17 protein-coding genes are annotated in these 20,222 nt (G+C 57.4%); 9 read left to right on the top strand and 8 right to left on the bottom strand.

All coding sequences use genetic code 11. From position 1 onward, the window contains the following. Nucleotides 1-12 precede the first annotated feature (12 nt). Genes ELY25_RS07405 through ELY25_RS07395 form a run of 3 tightly spaced genes read left to right on the top strand, consistent with a single transcriptional unit; the run spans nt 13 to nt 3,096 of the window. The gene (locus ELY25_RS07405; RefSeq protein ID WP_126950628.1) at nt 13-1,044 is read left to right on the top strand and encodes a histone deacetylase family protein; all 1,032 of its coding nucleotides are present in this window, start codon (nt 13-15) and stop codon (nt 1,042-1,044) included. After that, on the top strand, nt 1,041-2,156 hold the full coding sequence (locus ELY25_RS07400; protein ID WP_126950627.1) for a class II histone deacetylase: 1,116 nt from the start codon (nt 1,041-1,043) through the stop codon (nt 2,154-2,156). Before ELY25_RS07405 ends, ELY25_RS07400 begins: the two co-directional genes overlap by 4 nt. Then, nucleotides 2,140-3,096 (top strand): branched-chain amino acid transaminase, encoded by a 957-nt coding sequence (locus tag ELY25_RS07395; protein ID WP_126950626.1) that lies wholly within the window; start codon nt 2,140-2,142, stop codon nt 3,094-3,096. The genes ELY25_RS07400 and ELY25_RS07395 overlap by 17 nt, the downstream gene beginning before the upstream one ends. Before the next feature lie 28 nt (nt 3,097-3,124). Here ELY25_RS07395 and ELY25_RS07390 read toward each other — a convergent pair whose 3' ends face one another. The 6 genes from ELY25_RS07390 to ELY25_RS07365 all read right to left on the bottom strand — a co-directional run bounded on the left by ELY25_RS07390 (nt 3,125) and on the right by ELY25_RS07365 (nt 10,743). Next, nucleotides 3,125-4,234 carry a pyridoxal phosphate-dependent aminotransferase gene (locus ELY25_RS07390; protein WP_126950625.1) on the bottom strand — a complete coding sequence of 370 codons (1,110 nt, stop codon included), beginning with the start codon at nt 4,232-4,234 and terminating at the stop codon, nt 3,125-3,127. A gap of 28 nt (nt 4,235-4,262) precedes the next feature. After that, nucleotides 4,263-5,645 carry an FAD-binding oxidoreductase gene (locus tag ELY25_RS07385; protein ID WP_126950624.1) on the bottom strand — a complete coding sequence of 461 codons (1,383 nt, stop codon included), beginning with the start codon at nt 5,643-5,645 and terminating at the stop codon, nt 4,263-4,265. A 31-nt stretch (nt 5,646-5,676) separates the two neighbouring features. After that, the gene (locus ELY25_RS07380) at nt 5,677-7,308 is read right to left on the bottom strand and encodes a dipeptide ABC transporter ATP-binding protein (RefSeq protein ID WP_126950623.1); all 1,632 of its coding nucleotides are present in this window, start codon (nt 7,306-7,308) and stop codon (nt 5,677-5,679) included. A 9-nt stretch (nt 7,309-7,317) separates the two neighbouring features. Then, nucleotides 7,318-8,151, bottom strand: coding sequence for an ABC transporter permease (locus tag ELY25_RS07375; RefSeq protein ID WP_126950622.1), 834 nt, complete (start codon nt 8,149-8,151; stop codon nt 7,318-7,320). Beyond that, nucleotides 8,148-9,125, bottom strand: a complete 978-nt coding sequence (locus ELY25_RS07370; RefSeq protein ID WP_126950621.1) for an ABC transporter permease — start codon at nt 9,123-9,125, stop codon at nt 8,148-8,150. Before ELY25_RS07370 ends, ELY25_RS07375 begins: the two co-directional genes overlap by 4 nt. Nucleotides 9,126-9,186: 61 nt before the next feature. Continuing rightward, nucleotides 9,187-10,743 (bottom strand): ABC transporter substrate-binding protein, encoded by a 1,557-nt coding sequence (locus tag ELY25_RS07365; protein ID WP_126950620.1) that lies wholly within the window; start codon nt 10,741-10,743, stop codon nt 9,187-9,189. 218 nt (nt 10,744-10,961) lie between these two features. Between ELY25_RS07365 and ELY25_RS07360 the strand changes: the two genes are divergently transcribed. Both ELY25_RS07360 and ELY25_RS07355 read left to right on the top strand, forming a co-directional pair. After that, nucleotides 10,962-11,669, top strand: a complete 708-nt coding sequence (locus tag ELY25_RS07360; RefSeq protein WP_126950619.1) for a GntR family transcriptional regulator — start codon at nt 10,962-10,964, stop codon at nt 11,667-11,669. Beyond that, a complete protein-coding gene (locus tag ELY25_RS07355; protein ID WP_126950618.1) occupies nt 11,666-12,703 on the top strand; it encodes a histone deacetylase family protein in 1,038 nt (345 codons plus the stop codon). The genes ELY25_RS07360 and ELY25_RS07355 overlap by 4 nt, the downstream gene beginning before the upstream one ends. Here the strand turns inward: ELY25_RS07355 and ELY25_RS07350 are convergent. Then, entirely contained in the window at nt 12,700-13,005 is a 306-nt protein-coding gene (locus ELY25_RS07350) for a helix-turn-helix domain-containing protein (protein ID WP_022520049.1), read from the bottom strand. The genes ELY25_RS07355 and ELY25_RS07350 overlap by 4 nt on opposite strands. Beyond that, entirely contained in the window at nt 12,998-13,375 is a 378-nt protein-coding gene (locus tag ELY25_RS07345) for a type II toxin-antitoxin system RelE/ParE family toxin (protein ID WP_126950617.1), read from the bottom strand. Before ELY25_RS07345 ends, ELY25_RS07350 begins: the two co-directional genes overlap by 8 nt. 284 nt (nt 13,376-13,659) lie before the next feature. Between ELY25_RS07345 and ELY25_RS07340 the strand changes: the two genes are divergently transcribed. The 4 genes from ELY25_RS07340 to ELY25_RS07325 are packed head-to-tail and all read left to right on the top strand — an operon-like array spanning nt 13,660 to nt 20,043. Next, on the top strand, nt 13,660-17,325 hold the full coding sequence (locus tag ELY25_RS07340) for an ATP-binding protein (RefSeq protein ID WP_126950616.1): 3,666 nt from the start codon (nt 13,660-13,662) through the stop codon (nt 17,323-17,325). Beyond that, a complete protein-coding gene (locus ELY25_RS07335) occupies nt 17,322-17,951 on the top strand; it encodes a hypothetical protein (RefSeq protein WP_126950615.1) in 630 nt (209 codons plus the stop codon). The genes ELY25_RS07340 and ELY25_RS07335 overlap by 4 nt, the downstream gene beginning before the upstream one ends. Then, a complete protein-coding gene (locus tag ELY25_RS07330; RefSeq protein ID WP_126950614.1) occupies nt 17,948-19,177 on the top strand; it encodes a hypothetical protein in 1,230 nt (409 codons plus the stop codon). The genes ELY25_RS07335 and ELY25_RS07330 overlap by 4 nt, the downstream gene beginning before the upstream one ends. Beyond that, entirely contained in the window at nt 19,174-20,043 is an 870-nt protein-coding gene (locus ELY25_RS07325) for a DUF7281 domain-containing protein (RefSeq protein ID WP_126950613.1), read from the top strand. Before ELY25_RS07330 ends, ELY25_RS07325 begins: the two co-directional genes overlap by 4 nt. Nucleotides 20,044-20,222: the final 179 nt, after the last annotated feature.

Below are 20,222 nucleotides of genomic sequence, written 5' to 3'. Positions count from 1 at the left end.
TGCGAACGCATTATGAAATGTTTTTATCACCCCGATCAGGCCTACCATGCACCGCCGACTTTTCTGCTACGCGGCCAGCCTGCGCCTTCACCGGAGGGCCCGGTACGTGCTGAGCTGCTTACCCAGGGCTTGGCAAGCGTAGGACATACGCTGAGCGAACCTAAAGAGGCCGATTCACCCACGCTGCGCAAGCGCTTGGAACAGATTCATACGCCGCGCTATCTGCATTTTCTCGAGACTATCTACAAGCGCTGGCAGGAACTCCCCAATGCTGCTGAGTTCGTCGCCCCCAATATTCATCCTTGCGGTGGTGGCCATCACTACCCACGCCACCCGATTGGCCAAGCCGGGTGGCATCTGCACGATATGGCCTGCCCATTGAGCGCAACCAGCTTTCGTGGTGCGTTGGCCTCGGCGGCCACCGCTGAAGCCGCGGCAGAAGAGGTGCTGAACGGCGCACCCAGCGCGTATGCGCTGTGTCGACCGCCGGGCCATCATGCGGGGCCGGAGCGCGCCGGCGGTTTTTGCCTGCTAAACAATGCAGGGCTTGCCGCCACCGTACTGCGCGAGCGCTATGCCAAAGTGGCCATCATTGATGTAGATCTCCACCACGGAAACGGCACCCAGGATATCTTTTACTCAAGAAGCGATGTCTGGACCGGTTCGCTACACGCCGACCCCAGCGACTTCTACCCGTTTTTCTGGGGTGGTGCCGATGAAGAGGGCTGTGGTGAAGGCCTGGATACCAACGTTAACTTGCCCCTGCCAGTTGGTAGCAATGGCGAGGTGTATTTAGACGCACTGGCGGTCTTGATTGATCACCTGCAGCGCTATGAACCCGAAGCCGTGGTCGTCGCGCTAGGTCTGGATGCCCATAAGGACGACCCGCTAGCGGGGTTGAATGTCGAGGCCCAGGCATTTATCGACGTAGGCAAGCGCTTGGTGGCGCTGGCGCTGCCCACGGTGATTATCCAGGAAGGTGGCTATCCGACCGAGCATCTCAGCGCCAACTTGGCTGCCTTTATGCAGGGCTTTGCGTCATGAGCACGACCGGTTTTTACTGGCACGAGCGCTGTTTTTGGCACGATCAGGGCGCGATTGGGGTGTTTTCTGCCCCCGGCGAGTTTTTGCAGCCTCAAGCCGCCTCGGAAAGCCCCGAGAGCAAACGGCGCCTTAAAAATATTCTTGAGGTTAGCGGTTTGATAGACGAACTCCGCGTGGTCAAGCCGCCAGCGGCCAGCTTGGAAGACTTGCTACGCTGTCACACCCCGCGCTATTTAGAGGCGTTGCAGGCAGGCGATCAGGCGCAGGGCGGTAACGGCGGCGACTGCGCACCGTTTATGCCGGGCAGCTGGGCTGCTGCCCGCCATTCGGCTGGGCTGGCTATCGCCGCGGTAGAAGCCGTGGCGCTGGGTCAGGTCAGCAATGCTTATGCTCTGTGTCGCCCGCCGGGTCATCACGCGGAAGCGGATCAGGGTCGGGGGTTCTGCCTGTTAGGAAATATCCCTGTAGCCGTCATGCGCGCACGCGCCTTGGGCCAGACGAAGCGGGTGGCAATTCTCGATTGGGATGTTCATCACGGCAATGGCCAGCAGGCAGCGTTTTACGCCGAGCCTGACGTGTTGACTGTCTCGGTGCACCAAGCGGCCAATTACCCGCTGGAAACAGGGCACTTTGCGGAGCAGGGCGAGGGGGCCGGTTTAGGTGCCAACCTTAACCTGCCACTGCCTCCCGGCTGTGGCCTAGGGGCTTATGAATACGCGATGGAAAGACTTATTTTGCCAGCGCTTGAAGCTTTCGCGCCGGATTTGATCGTAGTGGCCTGTGGCTATGACGCCTGCGCCAAAGATCCGCTGGGCAAAATGCTCCTCAACAGCGGCGCATTCGCCCGCATGACGGGCCAGCTTAAAGCACTGGCTGAGCGTTGCTGCAAAGGAAAACTCGTCTTTGTGCATGAAGGCGGCTATTCAGAAGGCTACGTTCCGTTATGTGGCCACGCCGTCATCCAAACCTTGGCGGGCAGCGCGATTGCCGTACCTGACCCGCAGAATGATGAAATCGCCGCCTGGGGCTATCAGACCTTACAGCCGCACCAACAGGTTTTGATCGATGGCTGGCGCCAACAATGGGAGAGCATGCATGACACCGCTTTATGATCGCGACGGCTGGATTTGGCAGGACGGTGAATGGCGCGAATGGCGTGAGGCCAAGGTGCATCTGTTTACCCATACCCTGCATTACGGCATGGGCTGTTTTGAGGGCGTACGGGCCTACGCTGGAGCGGCTGGCACACACCTGTTTCGCGTGGCAGAGCACACGCGCCGCCTGGCGGAAAGTGCCCATGCGCTGGATGTCCCGCTGCCCTTTAGTGAAGCTGAGTTAATCACTGCCCAACGCGAGTGCCTGAATAAAAACGACTTGAGCAATGCCTACTTAAAACCCACCGTGTTTTTAGGGGCAGAAGGTTTGGGGCTACGCGCCCAAGGGCTAACGACCCATGTGATGGTGGCCGCTTGGGACTTGGGTCCGTATATCTCACCCCAGGCTGCCACCCACGGGCTGCGCGCGCTAACGTCTTCCTGGGCGCGCCATCATGTCAATATCAGCCTGTGCCGCGCCAAGACCAGCGGCCACTACGTCAACTCGATGCTGGCGCTCAATACCGCCGTGAAAGCCGGTTTTGATGAAACCATCATGCTTGACCCGGAAGGCTACGTGGCCGAAGCCTCGGCGGCTAATGTCTTTCTGCTGCGCGACGGCGTGTTGCACACGCCCGAGGTGACCTCGTGCCTGCAGGGCATTACCCGGGATAGCGTGATTCAGTTAGCGCAACAGGTGCTGGGCATTGAAGTGCGCGAGCGCAGAATTACCCGCGATGAGCTGTATACCGCCGATGAGGCTTTTTTAACCGGCACCGCTGCGGAAATTCTCCCGCTGCGCGAGTTGGATGGGCGCCATATAGGCACCCGCGCGGGCGCGCCGCCTACCAGCGAACCGATTAGCCCAGACAGCGTGACGGCCCAGTTGCAGTGCTTATACCAACAGGCGGTACGCGGCGAGTTGGATGATTTTAGGCATTGGTTGACCCCGGCTTAAGCCGGGGTTCTAGGCAAGCCTAAGCGGTTCAGACGTGCGCTTTAATGGCCTGTTCAATAATCGCTAGCCGCCCAGGCGCCAAAGCATCCGCCACGGCGGTAATACGTATCACGTTGGCAAGTTCAGGATGCGCCAGCCGTGCAACCAGCACGCCTTCTGCGAGCAGCTGCTGATGCACCGTCGCTGCAATGTCAGCGCTGGGTAGGCGGATGCCGATAAAGTTGGTGGCACTGGGTAACACATCGGCCCCCAAGGCGCGAAAGTGCTCGGCCAACTGCTCGCGGCGCGCTTTTACATCAGCGACGTGCTGATTCACTTCGTCAGGGTGGTCAAGCACTACTTCCGCCGCGGCCAGCGTCAGTGTCGACACTGCATAGTGAATGCGCACCTTCATCATCATGGCAAGCACAGCCGGTTCGGCAATTGCGTAGCCAATGCGCAGCCCCGCTAAGCCGTGGGCCTTGGAGAGTGTGCGCAGGCGAATCACGCCGGGCAGCGCTTTGGCCGCAAACTCGCTTCCCGCGTCATCACGAAAATCCCCATACGCCTCATCCAGCAATAGCCAGCAGGTGTCCGGCAGCGCCTCACGCAGCTTGAGAATCGCGCTATCGCTATGCAGATGGCCGCTGGGGTTATCCGGGTTGGCAAGATAGACAAGACGCGCGTTTTCTTGATGCGCTGCTGTGGCCAGCGCTTCCAGGTCAGGCGCTAACACGCCCGGCGCTTCATGGTAGCTAGGTTCAATCAGCCGGCAGCCTTGCCCCTTGGCAAAATAGCCAAAAGTGGGGTAAGTGCCCGCCGTACACACGACCGTGGCGCCGGGCTCACAGGTAGTTCGCACGGCCAATGCAATCAGGCTGTCAGCGCCAGCATCCACCAGCATATGATCAAGAAGAATGCCCTGCTGAGCGCTCAGCCGCTGGCGTACGCCCAAGGCTTCGGCATCGCCGTAGCCGTACACGTGTTTAGCTAGGGCATCACCAAAGTGCTCGCGCAGCGCCCGATGGGGCATATCCAGGCCTTCGTTTGAACCCAGCTGATGTGGGATCTCTCGGCCAAGGCGGCGCTCAAGCACTTTAATACCCGGAAAGGGGTTAACCGGGCCTTCGCCGGTCAGGTGGTCTGGGTAGCGAGGCATGTCGATATCCTAAAAACAGTACTAATGATTAAGCCAAGACTTTACCGCGATTCAGCAGGCAGTGGGGGTCAAGTGCCTGTTTGAGCGTCTGCATTAGCTCAATTTCAGCGCTGGTCCGACAGGTGCTTAGCCAGGCGCGCTTTTCAAGCCCGATACCGTGCTCTGCCGAAACAGACCCTCCCAAGGCCTGAAGCGGTTCATAAACCAGCGCTTCGACGGCACGGCGCACGTCAGGGTCATGACTGCCGACGCTGATGGAGATATGCAGATTACCATCGCCCAAATGGCCAAACACGACCAGGCGGCCGTCAGGCCAGCGCTGCAACAACTGTGCTTCCAGCGTATCGGTGTAGCGCTGCATATCGATAATCGGCAGGCTGACATCGAAGGTCAGCACCGGCGCTAGCCCTTTGACCAGTCCTTCAATATCCTCACGGATAGCCCAAAGACCAGCGCGTTGTGTGGCCGATTGGGCAATCACGGCATCGACGATCAGTTCACGTTCCAGCGCCTGCTCCAGCGCTTCACTAAACTGTGCTTCAAGGCGGGCTTCATCACTGCCTAACCCTTCGATGATCACGTAAAAAGGGTGGTCAGTAGGAATCGGCGGGGTGTGGCGTCCCGTCGTCTCGGTGAGCAGGCGGTAGTGGTTCTGCCACATGACTTCAAAGGCACCGAGGCTGCCGCCCAGCGTTTTACCCATATGGCCGAGTAGTTCGGTAAGTGCATCAAACGACGGGCAGGCGACCAGCGCTGTCTGCTCAATGGGCATAGGCGGCTGCAAACGCAGCACGGCGCGGGTCACAATGCCCAGGGTGCCTTCGCTGCCGATAAACAGCTGCTTTAGGTCAAACCCAGCGTTGTTTTTCAGCATGCGATTCATGGAGCTAACCACGCGGCCATCGGCCATCACGGCTTCAAGACCCAAAACCTGTTGGCGCATCATTCCGTAGCGAATAACCCGAACACCGCCGGCGTTGGTGGCAATATTGCCGCCGATGGTACAGCTGCCCCGCGCGCCAAGGTCCAACGGGAACTGCAGGCCTGCCTCGCTGGCCGCCTCCTGTACCCGTTGCAGTGGGGTGCCTGCTTGTACCGTCAGCGTGCCGCCGACTCGGTCTATCTCCTCAATGGCGGTCATGCGTTCAAGAGAGATCACCAGTTCATCGGGGCTGGTTTCAGCGCCGTGCACCAAGCCGGTAAGCCCGCCGTGAGTGACGATAGGTTGCTTGAGTTCAAAGCAGGCGCGCATAACGGCCGCCAGCTGGTCGGTATCGGCGGGGCGTACAATGGCACCGGCGTGGCAAAGCGCACCGGTCATCCAGTCTTCCTGACGACTATTCACATCATCGCCGGTGATAACATGGGCAGCGCCCACGATGTTGCGCAGTGTTTCTAGACTTATTTGCACTGATTATCCTTAGAAATTAATGGGTCTTTCGCTACGCGGTCGCGGCAACCGATGCGCTGCGGCCGGGAATCGCCTCCAGCAGCGAGCGAGTATAGGCCTCGCGAGGATGTAAAAATATCTGCTCGGCGCTTCCCTGCTCCACAATTCGCCCATGCTGCATCACCACAATACGATCACAAATTTGCGCAGCGACCCGTAAATCGTGGGTGATAAACAAAAGCGATAGCGACAGACGCTGTTTGAGTTCTTCAAGCAGTTCCAGCACCTGCGCCTGAATCGATACGTCCAGCGCGGAGACGGCTTCATCGGCCACGATCAGCTCTGGGTTGAGTGCCAAGGCCCGTGCAATGCCAATCCGCTGGCGCTGGCCACCGGAAAATTCGTGGGGGTAGCGCTCCACCGAGCTGGCGCCAAGCCCAACCATATCGAGCAGTTCGCCAGCCTGCTTAAGTGCCTGCGCTTTAGGCGTACCGTTGGCGATCGGCCCCTGAGCAATTGCCATGCCCACTCGAGTGCGCGGGTTGAGCGAGGCGTAAGGGTCCTGAAAAATCATCTGCACTCGATGACGTTCACGACGCAGTGCATCGCCTTTAAGCTGTGAAAGGTTAACACCATCCAACAGTAGCTCGCCGTCATCCGGGTGTTCCAGGCGCACCACGCAGCGCCCGAGCGTTGACTTGCCCGAACCGGATCCCCCCACAATGCCTACTGTTTCACCCCGGGCTAGAGTGAGTGAAACATCATCCAGCGCGCGCACTTCGCGAGACGGTTTAAACCAGCCCCCGCGGGAGCGAAAGACCTTATTAAGCCGTTTGATGTCGAGCAGCGGTGTGGTGGTGTTCGCCTCTCGGTGGGGCGGCACGGCATTGCTGGGAATAGCGGCAATTAGCGCTTGGGTGTACTCGTTCTGAGGGTTACCAAGCACCTCGCTGGCTTCACCGATTTCGACAATCTGGCCGTGGCGCATCACGCAAACACGGTTGGCTATCTCGGCCACCACGCCAAAATCGTGGGTGATAAACATCACTGCCATGCCTCGGCGACGTTGCAGGTCGCGAATCAGCTCAAGAATCTGCGCCTGGGTGGTGACATCCAGCGCCGTGGTTGGCTCATCGGCAATCAATAGCACCGGCTCTAACGCCAGCGCCATGGCAATAACCACCCGCTGACGCTGCCCGCCGGAAAGCTCAAAAGGGTAGGCGCTGATCGCCTTTTCCGGCTGAGGAATTCCCACCTCAATTAAAAGCTCCAGAGCACGGGCTTGACGCTGTTTGGGTGTAAGCTTGCCGTGGGCCTCAAACACCTCGGCAATTTGCGCCCCGACGCGCATCAGCGGGTTGAGTGCTGTCATCGGCTCCTGAAAAATCATGCCGATCTTGAGACCGCGCAGCGCCCTATGTTGCTTTTCGGTCAAGGTGATGAGGTTTTGCCCCTCGAATATAACCTCACCCTGAACGGGCCGAACGCCCTTGGGCAGCAGCCCCATGACCGTATTGGCAGCCATGGATTTGCCTGAACCAGACTCACCTACCACACACATGATTTCGCCGCGCTTAACGTCGTAACTGACGTCTTCAACCGCGAGAGCCCGGTCGGCGCCCTTGGGTAGCGCCACGCTAAGCTGACGGATACTCAGTACGGTCTCTGTCGCTATATCAGACATAAAAAGCTCCTAGCGCTCGCGGGAAAGTTTGGGGTTCAGGGCATCATCCAAGCCTTCGCCCACTAGGTTAAGCGCCAGTACGGTCAGCAGAATGGCCACACCGGGGAAGAAGCTTAGCCACCACGCCTGACGAATCACGGTGCGGGCTGCACCAATCATATAGCCCCAGGACATCACGTTAGGGTCGCCCAGGCCGAGAAACGACAGAGAAGATTCCAGCAAAATGGCGGTTGCTACCATCAGAGATGCCAGCACAATAATCGGGGAAAGCGTATTGGGCAGGATTTGGCGCAATATAATAGTGGTGTTGGTTTGCCCCACTAAGCGGGCAGCCTCCACATACTCGCGGTTGCGCAGTGACATAAATTCAGCGCGCACCAGACGAGCCACGGGGGGCCAGCTCACCAGGGCGATGGCCAACACAATGGAAGTAACGCTGGGCTGCATGATGGCGACCAGCACAATGGCCAGGGCAAAGTTGGGAATGGTCTGAAAGAACTCGGTGAAGCGCATCAGGATGTCGTCAATCAATCCACCGTAATACCCGGCAATAGCGCCTAGCGGTACGCCAATCAATAGCGCCACGCTGGTAGATACCAGGCCAATCAGCAGCGACACCCAGGCGCCATGCATCAGGCCTGCGGCCACATTGCGGCCCATGGTATCGGTACCTAGCGGAAAACCATCCTGAGATAAGGGCGGCAGAAAGGGGCGTTGCACCATGCGCCAGGGAGATTCAGGAAATAGCAGCGGGGCAAGAATCGCCATAGCGATAATCATCAGCAGGATAATCAGCCCCACCAGGGCGCCACGGTTCTGCGCAAAACGTGCGAAAAAGCTCATGAGGCCCCCTTGATACGCGGATCAGCCAAGCGGTACACCAGGTCGGTAATAATGTTGAAGACGATGACCAGGGCGGCAGAGAAGAAGAAAATGCCTAGCAGCAGGTTGTAATCGCGCTGTTGAAGCGCCTCGAACATCAGCCGACCGATGCCCGGCCAGGCAAATACGGTTTCCGTCAGAATAGCACCGCCCACCATTTGTCCTGCCTGTAAGCCTGCCAGAGTAATAATGGGAAGTAGTGCGTTACGCAGCACGTGGCGACGTTGGATAATCCCAGGTTTTAAGCCCTTCGCTCGGGCGGTTTTAACGTAGTCCTGCTGAGCGGCGTCCAGCATGGAGGTACGGGTCATCCGGGTATAGATCGCCATAAAGAACAGCGCGAGGGTCGTGGCGGGGAGTATCAGATGTTTTGCGACATCCAGCACCAGGGCAAAACCGGTGTAGCCAGCGCCAACCGTATAAAAGCCGTAGGCCGGTAGCCAGTCTAGATAGACGGAAAACACCAACACCGACATCAAAGCGACCCAGAACAGCGGTGTGGCATAGAACACTAGTGCCAGCGCCATAATAATCGAGCCGGAGGGCTTTTTAACCCGTGCTGCGGCCATCGAGCCCGCGATAATGCCCAATACCAGCGAGATCAGAAAAGCCGTGCCGGTGAGCAGCAACGTCGCAGGTAGCCGCGCCATAATCAGGTCAAATACCGGGACGCCAAGCCGGTACGAGTAGCCGAAATCGAGCATCGCGATACCCGAGACATAGCGCCACAGCTGAACATACATGGGCTGGTCGAGCCCGAAGCGCTCGCGCAGCTGGTTGAGAAATTCCTGGTCGGCAGCACCCGCTTCACCGGCCAGAATGGCAGCGGGGTCGCCAGGGGCCAGCTGGATGAGCAGGAAGTTAAGAATAACGATTAAGAACAGCACTATCACGGCTTTGAAAAGCCGCATGATAATTAAGCGGGCATAAAGCATGAGTATTTCCCTGACAGCAATAGAGCGCCCAGATAGCTTGCGCTACCTGGACGGGCTTGGCTTAGCGGTCTAGCCAGGCATCCCTGAAGCCTTCGTTCAGCCCTACGCTAGAGTTGACGAGGTCTTTCACATCGCAGCGGTAGAGGGTCGGAAAGCCCAGTTCCATCAGCCAGCCAACGGGCACATCTTCATGCAGTATCTCTTGCACTTCTTTATAGAGCGCTTCTCGCTCTTCATCTGGATAGGCGGTAGCAGCTTCGTTGAAAAGCTCATCAACACGCGCGTTTTCATACCCTTCCACGTTATTCCAGGGCGACCCTTTAGCGATGTTGTCGGAAAGGTAAGTGCGTGAAATCCCCAGCGCTGGGTCGCCGTACTGGTATAGGTAGGTAAAGGCGAGGTCGTAATCCCAGTCGCCCAGGCGCTGATTCCAACCGCCAACGTCAGTGGCTTGCGTGCGAACGTTGATACCTACTTCACGTAGGTTCTGTTGCACGGCCTCGGCCCAGCGGGTCCAGGTTTCTCCGTAGGGCAGCGGCAGGATAGTAACTTCTTCGCCGTCGTAACCCATTTCCTCCAGCAGCTCACGGGCGCGCTCAGGGTTATAGTCGTAAGGTTCCAGCGAGTCATCCTGGAAACGAGCATTGGAGCCGAAAGCCGAGAGAGGCACTTTGCCTAAACCATTCCACAGAACATTCCGGGCAAACTCCCGGTCCATGGCGTACATCACCGCCTGGCGGAAGCGTTTATCGGCCGTGGGGCCTTCGCGGTTGTTCATCCAGAGCATGGAGTAGGGGCTGAAGTACTCATGGCCCTCTTCAGTCACACAGACGTTATCCATCTCGGATAAGCGCGGAATATCGAAGTTTTCAACGGTGCCGCTGGGCAGTACATCAATCGTGCCGTTTTCAAAGGCCACGGCACGCGAACCACCGTCGGGAATAATGTGCCAGTTGACGCCATCAAGATAAGGCAGGCCTTCCTCGTAATAGTCATCGTTTTTGACCAGCTCAATCACGGTACCGCGCTCCCAGTTGGCAAACTTAAAGGGGCCAGTACCGATGGGGTGGTCGTTATGTTCGTTGTTGCGAAAATCGGTGCCTGCGTAAAGGTGCTCCGGCACCATGGTGAAGGTGCCCGCTTCAAAAGAGAGCAGGAACGGGCCGAAAGGCTCGATCAAAGTGAACACCACCGTATGCTCATCGGTGGCTTCAATGCTTTCCACATGCTGCAAAACAGCCCGCGCACTGGGGTTTAGTTCGCGGTGGAAAACATCGGCAGAGAATACGACGTCATCAGCAGTGAACGGCTCTCCGTCATGCCACGTAACATTTTCGCGCAGGTGGAACGTATAAGTGCGGCCATCATCGCTGACATCCCAGGACTCAGCCAATTGGGGAATAGGTTCCAAGTCGGTGGTGTAGCGCAAAAGGCCTTCATAAATATTACCAGCCACGACCCGGGTGGGGGCGTTTTGGATCATGCCCAGTACCAAGCCAGGCGGCTCTGGCTGAACGATGGTATTAACGGTGCCGCCCTGTTGAGGGGCGTCGGCTAGTGCGGTGGTCGTAAAAGCGAGTGCTGCAGCGGAAATTGCCAAAGCCAAAGGGTGTTTCATTGTTCCTGCTCCTCGGTTATTTATTAGCACGTAATTAAATTTACGTTGTCGTTAGGCGAGCGAGGCGTGGTACTTAAAAGCCCGGTTATGTTGGTTATTGGGGGCTTTTTTGACCATAGCACCGGTTTGTAAAACTGTCGACAGTCGGCAGTCGTTCATCGACAGAGCGCTTTTTTGCGTCATACTGAAATACGCAATAATTTTAATGAGTAACGTCAATGGCCTTATCAACCATGGCTCCCAAGGCCTTTATTCAACATCAAAATCTGGTTGAGCAAGTTGCTGACTATTTGACCCAAGCGATTATTCAGCAACACTTTTTGCCTGGTGAACGCCTTTCGGAAGTACAGCTTTCCAAAGATTTAGGAGTGAGCCGCGCCCCGGTGCGTGAAGCGGCCAGGCTGCTTGAAAGTCGGGGGCTTTTGATCTCCAAACCACGCCGCGGTTTCTTTGTCAGGGCGTTGAACGCCGTTGAATTTGAAGATGTCTTCGATCTGCGCCTGTGCCTTGAACGTCACGCTATTGATCGGCTAGCCGAGCGCTATAGTGTTGAAGCCCAGCGCGCCTTGGAACAGCAGGTAGAAGTATTGTGTGAAGCCGCCCTTGGCAATGATGAGACGCGCCGAATCGAGGAAGATCTTCAGTTTCATCGCTTAATGCTGCACTACGCGGGCAACGAACGCCTGCTAAAGGCATTTGATGGGCTAACCCACGAGCTGCGCCTATGTATTGCCCTGATTACCAAGACCCATGACGCACCGGACACTATTGCCACCAGCCATTTCAAACTGCTTGAAGCGCTGGCAAGCGGCAGCTCTGCTGTCTGCCGGGAGGCGATTGATTACCATATCGGTGTAGCACGGAAGTTCGTTGTGCGCGGTGTCGGAGAGCCAGGAGAGCTGGGGAGCCAGGAGAGTCAACGATGAAGACGTTTTACCACGGCGAACAAGCACTTCATCATCCGCAGACCTACTTCTCACGAGGGAAAATGCGTACGCCTCAGGAGGTGCCTGAGCGCACCATGCACCTGCTGGCGGCGGCCAAGCGGCTGGGGTTTGATATGCAGCCACCGGTGGATTATGGCGTGGCGCCGCTGAGAGCCGTGCACTCGTTGGCTTATCTTCGCTTCCTGGAGAGCGCCTATTCCCGCTGGCACGCTCTGGGAGAAGACTGGGGCGAGGAGGTGATCTCTAACATCTTCGTACGCTCGCCTAACGCCCTGCAGGGGATTTTGGCGGAAGCCGCACGCTACTTGGCAGACGGCAGCGCGCCGGTGGGCCGCTATACCTGGCAATCCGCCTACTGGTCCGCTCAGAGCGCGGTCGCCGGTGCCGAGGCGTTATTAGCGGGCGAGCGGTTTGCCTATGCGTTATCGCGCCCGCCTGGCCACCACGCGGGCATCGACTCGGCGGGTGGCTTTTGCTTCCTCAACAATGCAGCCATTGCGGCTCAGCATCTTACCTCGCGTTTTCCGCGTATTGTCGTGCTCGACCCTGATATGCACCATGGACAGGGGATTCAGGAGATTTTCTACCAGCGCGACGACGTGATGTATATCTCGATCCACGGCGATACCACCAACTTTTACCCGGCAGTCACCGGCTTTGAAAACGAACGCGGCGAGGGTGTCGGGCTGGGCTATAACCTCAACTTGCCGATGCCCCATGGATCAAAGGAATCAGTATTTTTCGAGCGTTTGGATGAGGCCTGCCAAGCCATTCGCCTATTCGAGCCTGACGCAATCGTATTGGCGCTGGGGTTTGATATTTACGAGCTTGATCCACAGGCCAAAGTAGCCGTCTCCACCCCAGGGTTTGCAGAGCTTGGCCACCGAATGGCGGGTTTGAATCTACCCACGCTGGTAGTACAGGAGGGCGGCTACTACCTGGAGGGACTAGAGGCTAATGCGATGAGTTTCTTTAAGGGATTGCTGGGAGAAGTAGAAAGTACCCATGTTTAAGCCAGTATTTCCAAGCCTTTTTCCGCCACCAGATTCAGCAGCTTTAGCGAAGGGCCATTGGGTTTCTTCTGGCCTTGCTCCCATTTCTGGACCGTGGATACGCTAGTATTCAGGTACGCCGCGAACACGCCTTGGCTGGCGTGATTCTTGGTGCGGATTCGCTTGATCTGTATCGCTGTGTATTCTTTTACTGGCGGTAGACAAAGCGCATCGAACTCACGCAGTGTGGTTTCTTTCATCACACCCGCCGCATGCAGGTCTTGAGCTGTTTCATGCACCATATCTAAAATTGATTTATCCATCGTTGTTTTCCATCTCAATCAACGCGCCATGCTTAATAGCTTCGGCTAATGCTCTATCACTGTAACTCAGCAGCTCTTTTGCCAAATGCTTCAATGCTTTTAGTTCATCAGCGCTGATATTGGCGCGAGCATTTTTGGCAAAACCATAAACAAAGAATGCCTTATTAGCGATTTTGTAAGCCAACAGGGTTCTGACCCCGCCGCTCTTACCTCGACCGCCGATCGCCACGCGCTTTTTCACCACATGACCACCCAAGTCGGCATCAATCAGACCGCGCTCTATTTCCTCAACTGCGGCTAGCAAAGCAGCATCATCTACCCCTTCCTTTGCTGCCCATTTACTGAACACTTTGTTTTTAAATATTCGCATTTTGCGCCTTTGCGCTTATTAATAATATATAGCACTAAGTGCTATATTTGGGCATCTTTTTTTAAAGTCACTTAAGCTACACGCGGCCTGTATCCATAGTTTCTTATCTTGGTAGGTTGGCCAAAATAAACTTAGTATCATGGATGAGTGAAGGGTATTCAGTAAGTTACTTGGTGTCTATTGTTGTTGTGGACTAAACGGATGCCGCTTTGGTCTGTGTCTGGCAAGATAGTCACTTTTGGCGATCAGCATAACGATCCGCTTAGCAAACGAAAGGACACGGCATGGCCCACCTGCTACGCATCGTGATGATTCACGGCCACCTTGAAGGCGTGGTTGAACTCAGTGTGGACGGCCACACCAATATTTGCGGCACCAACGCTTCGGGAAAAACCACGCTTCAGCGCTTAGTGCCGGTGTTTTACGGCGAGCTGCCCAATAAGGTAGTGCCCAAAACCCGCATGAAGTTCGATGCGTTCTACCTGCCGCATCGCAACAGCTACCTGGTGTACGAATACCGCCGCGAAGCGGGCAATATCTGCCAGGCGGTGCTGACTCGTAAGCAAGAGGGTGGGGTGGAGTATCGCTTTGTCGGCGCCCCTTATCAGCCTGAAGATTATCTGGTCGAAAGCGAACAAGGCGTGGCCGCACTCGACTACACCCAGTGGGCGAGTGGCCTGCGCCGAAGCGGCACGCCGGTATCGCCCAAGCTCGGTGCTACCTCTGAATTTCGCTCGGTGATCCAGAACGACTTTACCCAGCTGCACGGCAATAGCCGTGACGGACTCAAGCTGCGCCAGATCGCCGCTCAGTTCAGCCTGGTCAAACCCGAGCGGCGCATTCGCCATATCGAAAAGCTGGTGTCAGCGGTGCATGCGAAAGAGGGCAAGATGGATACCCTTAAAACCATGCTGGCAGCGATTTTTGAAGAGGATGGCGTTGAGCTGCCGGTGACGCGAATTCGCAACACCAAGGCGCGTGAGTGGATTGCCCAGATGCGCCAATCCATGCGCCTGGAACCCCTACAGGCGTCGCTTGCCCGGCTTGCCGGGATTGACCGTGAGCTTGCCCATTTGGATGCCACCCTCTGGCAGCTTAAGCCTCAGCTTGAAGATGATCGCCAGCAGGCTGAGCGGCGCATGGCTGATGTAGACGCCGAGCTTGCCCGCCATCAGCGCGATTTCCAGCAGCGGGAAAGCGACTACGCCCAAGCGCGGGATGAGCTTAACGACCGCCATAGCGAAGTGGTTAGCGATTTACAGCAGACCCAGCGCCACCTTAATGATCTGCAAACCCAGTACGAGCGCTATTTTGAGGCGGATATGCCCGCCCTGGAGCGCGATATCAATGCGCTGCCCCAGTGGCGTGAACAGCGCGATCAGCTGCGTGCCCACCTGAACGTGATGCAGGATGCGGTAAAAGAGAGCCAGGCGCGGCTTGATGGGCGCCTGCGCGAACTTTCAGAGGCGCTGGCCCGCCAGACGGGTGAAGCCCAGGAGCTGATCGACGCCCTGGTGGAAGAAAAAGCCCTGCGCCGCGAACAGCAATGGGAAGCCGAGCAGCAGCTCAATGAGCGCTACCAGCAGGAGCGCCAGCGCCTGGACGGTGAGTATCAAGCCCAGCTTGAGCTGGGCGTTGAGCAGCTGGCCGAGCTAAAAGCCCAGCTCTCGCTTTCAACACAAACCGCCGAAGAAGCCAACGAGGCGGAGCTTGCCCAAGCGCGCCTGGACCAAGCCCAGCAGGAGCGCAGCGCATCGGCCGCCACGCTAGACGGCCTGCGCCGCGAGTTTGAAAGCTGCCGCCGCGCCCGGGACGACGCCGAGCAGCAGCTGGTTCAGCTTCGCCAGCAGCTTGAGCGCGCCGAGCAGCGCAGCTACGCGCTTTATCAGCAGCGTGACCCCGAACAGGGCAGCCTGCGCCATTTTCTGCGCTACCACCGCCCCGGCTGGGAGCAGCAATTAGGCAAAGTAATTGCTCCAGAGCTGTTGGAGCGACGCGATTTAGCACCTCGATTAGCCGACGGCGGCAGCGACGATCTGTTTGGGCTGGCGCTGGATCTCTCGGCCATTGCCTTGCCTGATTACGCTCAAGACGAAGCTACGTTGCTTGCCGCCATTGAAGAAGCGGATAGCGCCAAACGGCGCGTGCAGGCAGAGTGCCAAGCGGCCGAGAAAGCGCTTAAACAGCATAACGAGCGCGTTCAGCAGGCCGATGAAGCTCAAGACCAGGGCCGTATGGCTAATAAGCGTGCCGAGCTGGAAGTTGAGTTTGCCCTTGAAGCGCGCCGCCAGCAGCAAGAGCGCCACACCAAGCATCAACAGGAGCGCCGCGCCGCGCATCAAGACGCGTTAGCCCGCCAGGAGCAGGCACAAGCTGAGCTGCGTGAAGAGAAACAGCAAGCTCTAACAGCGCTGGGTGAAACCCATCAAAGCCAACTGCTGGAATTAAAAGCCGACGGCCAAAGCCAGTTGGATAGCCTGGATGCCCAGCTGCGCCAGTACAAGCAGCAGCTGAGCGATGCCAACACCGAACACCAGCGCCAGCGGGCGGAGCTGGAAGAAGCCTTCAGCCAGGAACTGGCCGAGCAGGGTGTTGACCCCGCCAAGCTAAAAGATACCAAGGCGCGCCTGGCGAGCCAGGAGGAACGCATCCGCGCCACCGCCAATCGTCAGGATGAGCTCACCGAATACACCCGCTTTATGCGCGTGGAGTGGGGGCAGAACAAGCCGCAGCTGGTCACCCAGGAAGCCGAGTTGGAGCAAGCCGAGCAACAGCTTCAGCGTGATAAAGAGCGTTTGAAAAACGATTTTCAGGCGGCGCGCAAAACCCACCAAAGCACGGTGAGTGGACTTAAAACGAAGCGGGAAAGCGAGTACGCCAGCCTGGAAGCCTTAAAGCCACTGCTGACTCAGTTGGAAGGTCTGGCTCTTGAGCCTGACGGCCAGACCCCGGCTGCGCCGCTGGGTGATGTGGATGAGCGCATTGAGCGCGCCCGCCAGGCGTTGGGCAATCGCCACCAGTTGATCGAACAGCTGCGCCGTGGCTGCCTTGAAGTCGAAAGCCAACTGATCAAAGACGCTAGCAGCGGCTTTGCCGAAGCGCTGGAGAGCGAGCGCAGCAAGCTGCAAAGCGACAACCCGCGCCTACAGCTGCCGCTATTGCGCGACATGCTCAAACTGCTTGAAGATCAACAGCAGCAGTTGATTCAGGAAGGCCGCAACCTGAGCGACGACCTGGATAAGTTCTTTACCGTATTCCGCGATTTGAACCGACGCATCAGCGCCCAGAGCCGCCGGCTTTCTGAAGAAGTCGCCGACGACCTGCGCCTGGAAGGCATCACCAAGGCCGAAGTGCGTATTCAGTCCACCATCGATGAACTGGGTTTCTGGGAGCCCCTGAAGCTGTTCGCTCAGCGCTATAAAGAGTGGCGTGAATCCGGCCAGACGCTGCCCAGTGACGACTACTTGAACACCCTGGCGGACGTGGTCGATTTACTGCGCAGCGACCAGCAGTACAGCTTTGAAAGCCTGCTGCGCCTGGAGCTGCACCTGAACGAAGGCGGCACGGACTTGGTGATCAAAAACGACCGCCAGCTGCTGGAGTCGTCAAGCCACGGCATGGCGTACCTGATTCTATGCAAATTCCTGCTCGCGTTTACCCGCCTGCTGCGCGGCGATGCGGACATCGCCATCCACTGGCCCATCGATGAGATCGGCACGCTGGCCTACCACAACGTCGAAAAACTCTTCGATGCCTGCGACAGCAACCGTATTCATATCGTCGGCGCGTTCCCCAATCCCGAATCCGACGTGTTGCTGCTGTTCGCCAATCGCTACCTGATTGATCGCGCTGATGCCAACCCCAACAAGCGGGTATTAAAACGTATTGAACCGCGCCTGAGCCGCTTGGCCGAGCGGCTCCAGGAACGTCAGCAGGAGGTGACGGTATGATCGAACATGGCCCACTGCTTGAGCGTTTACTCGCCGGGGAATTTGTCTGCCCGGTCAGCGATGAAAGCGGCTATCGCCACTTGAGCAACGCAGAAACCCGCGAGGAGATCGATACCTACCTGCGGCCACTTAACCGCCGCCTGGCAAGCAACGAAGAGGGCAGCGTGTATTTTCTGGCCTGGCGTCAGCTCAATGACAGCGCCCGGGATCAACTCTCGCGCCAGCTCGGCGATACGCTCAATAGCCTGCTGCCGCTGCTGGAGTGGCTACAGCTGGTTCAAGAAGCGCTGGGCCGCGATACCCTGGCGGCCCCCGGCGATGTACTCAAACCCGCCGAGTTCAGCGCCAAGTGTGAAGACAACCAAAGCCTGCGCGAGCGCCTGGAACGCCTGGCCACCGACAGCTTTTTTGGCTCGCAAAGTGACCAGTTGGATGCCCAGGTAAAGCAGGTCTTCAAACGCCTGAAAGAGCACGGCTACCTGCTTCAGCCGCATTCAGAGCGGCAGGTATTTGTGGTCACCGGCAAAATCGATTACCTGGTGGATCTGGTGCGCTTTATTCGCGATGAAGAAAACCTGCCGATTGATGCCGAAGGTGAAGAGGGCAAGCAGGAGGCGCTGCTTTGAGTGAGTTAGAAAGCCGCCTGCTGAAAACCGGCGGCGAACGGCTGGCGCTGTTGGGTAAGCATTCTGAGGCGCTGATGCAGGCCTACACCCGCGATGAAGTGCCGCTGGAATCACTCAGCGACAGCGCGCTGCGCAAGATGCTGGCGGCGCGTATTCTATGGCGCCCGGATGAGCAGAGCGGCGTGAAGCTTTCGCCCAAGGTGCGCGAACTGATCGCGGAAATGCTCGCCGATGAAACCCGCCGCCATGTGAATGCCGATGTCGCGGAGACCCTGGAGCTGATTCGTGCCCTGGTACACAGCTACCGCGAGGCGCGCAGCCGTGGTGAGCACTGGCGGCTGGAGCAGCAGCTAATGCGCCTGCGCCAGGAAGTCGACGACCTGAACGGGCGCTTTGCCGATGCCATCGACAGCTTATGGCAGCGGCTGAATAGCGATTTTGGTTTCGTCAGCCAGCTCAACGATAAAATTCGTGAAAACGACCGCGCCCAGAAACAGATCGCAAGGCTGCTGGATGGCCTTGCTTTGATTAACTTTGACGAGTTGATAGAGCTGGTAGGCAGTGACGGCAGCCTGCGTAAGCTGTTGATCAGCCAATTACAGCAGCAGTTAAGTCACCACTATACCGGCCTGCGTGAAGTGCAGCGGCGTTTGATTGAGCTGATGGCGCGCTTTCGCAAGCAGCAGGCGCGCAGCCGCCTGATCAGCGGCATGGCCGCGTTTATGCGCGAACACCCAGGCTTTGTACCCGGCAATTACGCCCGACGCAGCGAGGTACCCGCGCTGATCAACCAGGCCGCCCCGCTAAGCGCAGCGGCCGCCCCGGCGCTGGATCGCAACCTGGAGTGCCAGGTACTCGCCGACTTGCTGCACCAACTTCCCCAGCCGCGCCACACCACGCAAACGGTGGAAGCCGCCGCACCCGCCCAGGCTCAGGAAAACAGCCTGGCCGCCGCCCGCCAACAGGCACTCAAGCAGGATGTTGAACACTTTTATTTAAGCGTGATTGATCAGCCCCAAGCGGAGCCAGTCAGCGCCCTTGAATACCTGCATGAAAGCCCGCTGGAGTGGCCGGATGAAATCTGGCTGTTTCAGGTGATTGCCGAGTACCAAGGCCTGCCGCGCAACGACCAGCGCGCGTTTCGCCTTAAACAGCAGGAGAGCCAGGCGAGTGCCTTCAATCACCTGCGCCTTATCCACGACGTTGAACTACAGCTGGCCGTATGAACCTACCCAGCCGCGCGCGTAATGGGTTGAATGGTGTAGCCCGCGAACTTCTCCGCCAGCCTGCGGTGGAAAAACCGCGCCGCCAGTGGGTAGACGACCTGGTGGCCTGGTGCCACCAGCACGATATTGACCTGGCTACGCGAATAAACAGCAAAACGCTGCGTTTTGATTCCGCGCTGCTCGCGCAGATTAACAATGTATTAGACAGCGCCCGCATAGCGCCGCTAGGCCGCTCACTCAGCGGCCTGACCAGCAGCGCCCAAGCCAAAGAGGGTGTAGAAGAGAATAAAGCCAACCGCGAACGCCCCCGCGCCCGGCGAGTACTCGTAAGCTTTTCCCCACAGCCAATAGCCGGGCTTGCCATCGAGCCACGCGCTATTCACGATGTGGATGTACACACACTAAAGCTGAGCGCATTCAGCGCCATGATTCAGGTCGAAAACCTGGATAGCTTCTATGAGTTTTCACCAGAACTACCAGCGCTAAGCAGTTACGTTAACCCGCTAGTCGTCTACCGAGGCGATAGCTACTACGGCGGCGGCTTTGCGTTACTGGCCGAGGCGTGGCGGAAAACGCATCGGCCGCATATTTACGCTGGTGATTTCGATGTAAAAGGCGTCACGCTAGCGCTCGACAGTAACGCTACTCACTTGCTTCTGCCCTCTATCGAATGGCTCATCCAAAACGCCACGCCATTGCATGTGCCTGCTGAGCAGTTTTCTTATCAGCGTAGGCTTCGTAAGCATCTCGCCGCGCTATCGCCAGCCCATCCATTGCGTGACTACTTAACGCTGTTGTTGGAAAAGCAGCGGGGGTTAAAGCAGCAATGGTTAGGTGAGGAGGTAATTTGTGTAGTGTTGGCATGATTTCAGAAGTGGCAGTAGCAAAACATGTGGAAAACAAATTTCTATAGATCGCCTAGATTTTCTTTGCCTAGCAGTGAATCAATGAGATAGAGTCGGATAAGTTGATTTCATAGGCTCAGTGATTAAACGCTGATTGAAATTCTTTAGTAAGCTATATAGTAAATATTTAATGCTGTATG

It is taken from the genome of Vreelandella populi (assembly GCF_003989825.1).
In the GTDB taxonomy this organism is placed as follows: domain Bacteria; phylum Pseudomonadota; class Gammaproteobacteria; order Pseudomonadales; family Halomonadaceae; genus Vreelandella; species Vreelandella populi.
This window is presented reverse-complemented; position numbering and strand designations above follow the sequence as displayed.

Coding starts and splice junctions, on each gene's coding strand:
- ELY25_RS07395 (WP_126950626.1), top strand. CDS start 2,140: ATGACACCGCTTTATGATCGCGACGGCTGGATTTGGCAGGACGGTGAA.
- ELY25_RS07375 (WP_126950622.1), bottom strand. CDS start 8,151: ATGAGCTTTTTCGCACGTTTTGCGCAGAACCGTGGCGCCCTGGTGGGG.
- ELY25_RS07365 (WP_126950620.1), bottom strand. CDS start 10,743: ATGAAACACCCTTTGGCTTTGGCAATTTCCGCTGCAGCACTCGCTTTT.
- ELY25_RS07355 (WP_126950618.1), top strand. CDS start 11,666: ATGAAGACGTTTTACCACGGCGAACAAGCACTTCATCATCCGCAGACC.
- ELY25_RS07335 (WP_126950615.1), top strand. CDS start 17,322: ATGATCGAACATGGCCCACTGCTTGAGCGTTTACTCGCCGGGGAATTT.
- ELY25_RS07360 (WP_126950619.1), top strand. CDS start 10,962: ATGGCCTTATCAACCATGGCTCCCAAGGCCTTTATTCAACATCAAAAT.
- ELY25_RS07370 (WP_126950621.1), bottom strand. CDS start 9,125: ATGCTTTATGCCCGCTTAATTATCATGCGGCTTTTCAAAGCCGTGATA.
- ELY25_RS07325 (WP_126950613.1), top strand. CDS start 19,174: ATGAACCTACCCAGCCGCGCGCGTAATGGGTTGAATGGTGTAGCCCGC.
- ELY25_RS07405 (WP_126950628.1), top strand. CDS start 13: ATGAAATGTTTTTATCACCCCGATCAGGCCTACCATGCACCGCCGACT.
- ELY25_RS07380 (WP_126950623.1), bottom strand. CDS start 7,308: ATGTCTGATATAGCGACAGAGACCGTACTGAGTATCCGTCAGCTTAGC.
- ELY25_RS07340 (WP_126950616.1), top strand. CDS start 13,660: ATGGCCCACCTGCTACGCATCGTGATGATTCACGGCCACCTTGAAGGC.
- ELY25_RS07350 (WP_022520049.1), bottom strand. CDS start 13,005: ATGGATAAATCAATTTTAGATATGGTGCATGAAACAGCTCAAGACCTG.
- ELY25_RS07400 (WP_126950627.1), top strand. CDS start 1,041: ATGAGCACGACCGGTTTTTACTGGCACGAGCGCTGTTTTTGGCACGAT.
- ELY25_RS07390 (WP_126950625.1), bottom strand. CDS start 4,234: ATGCCTCGCTACCCAGACCACCTGACCGGCGAAGGCCCGGTTAACCCC.
- ELY25_RS07345 (WP_126950617.1), bottom strand. CDS start 13,375: ATGCGAATATTTAAAAACAAAGTGTTCAGTAAATGGGCAGCAAAGGAA.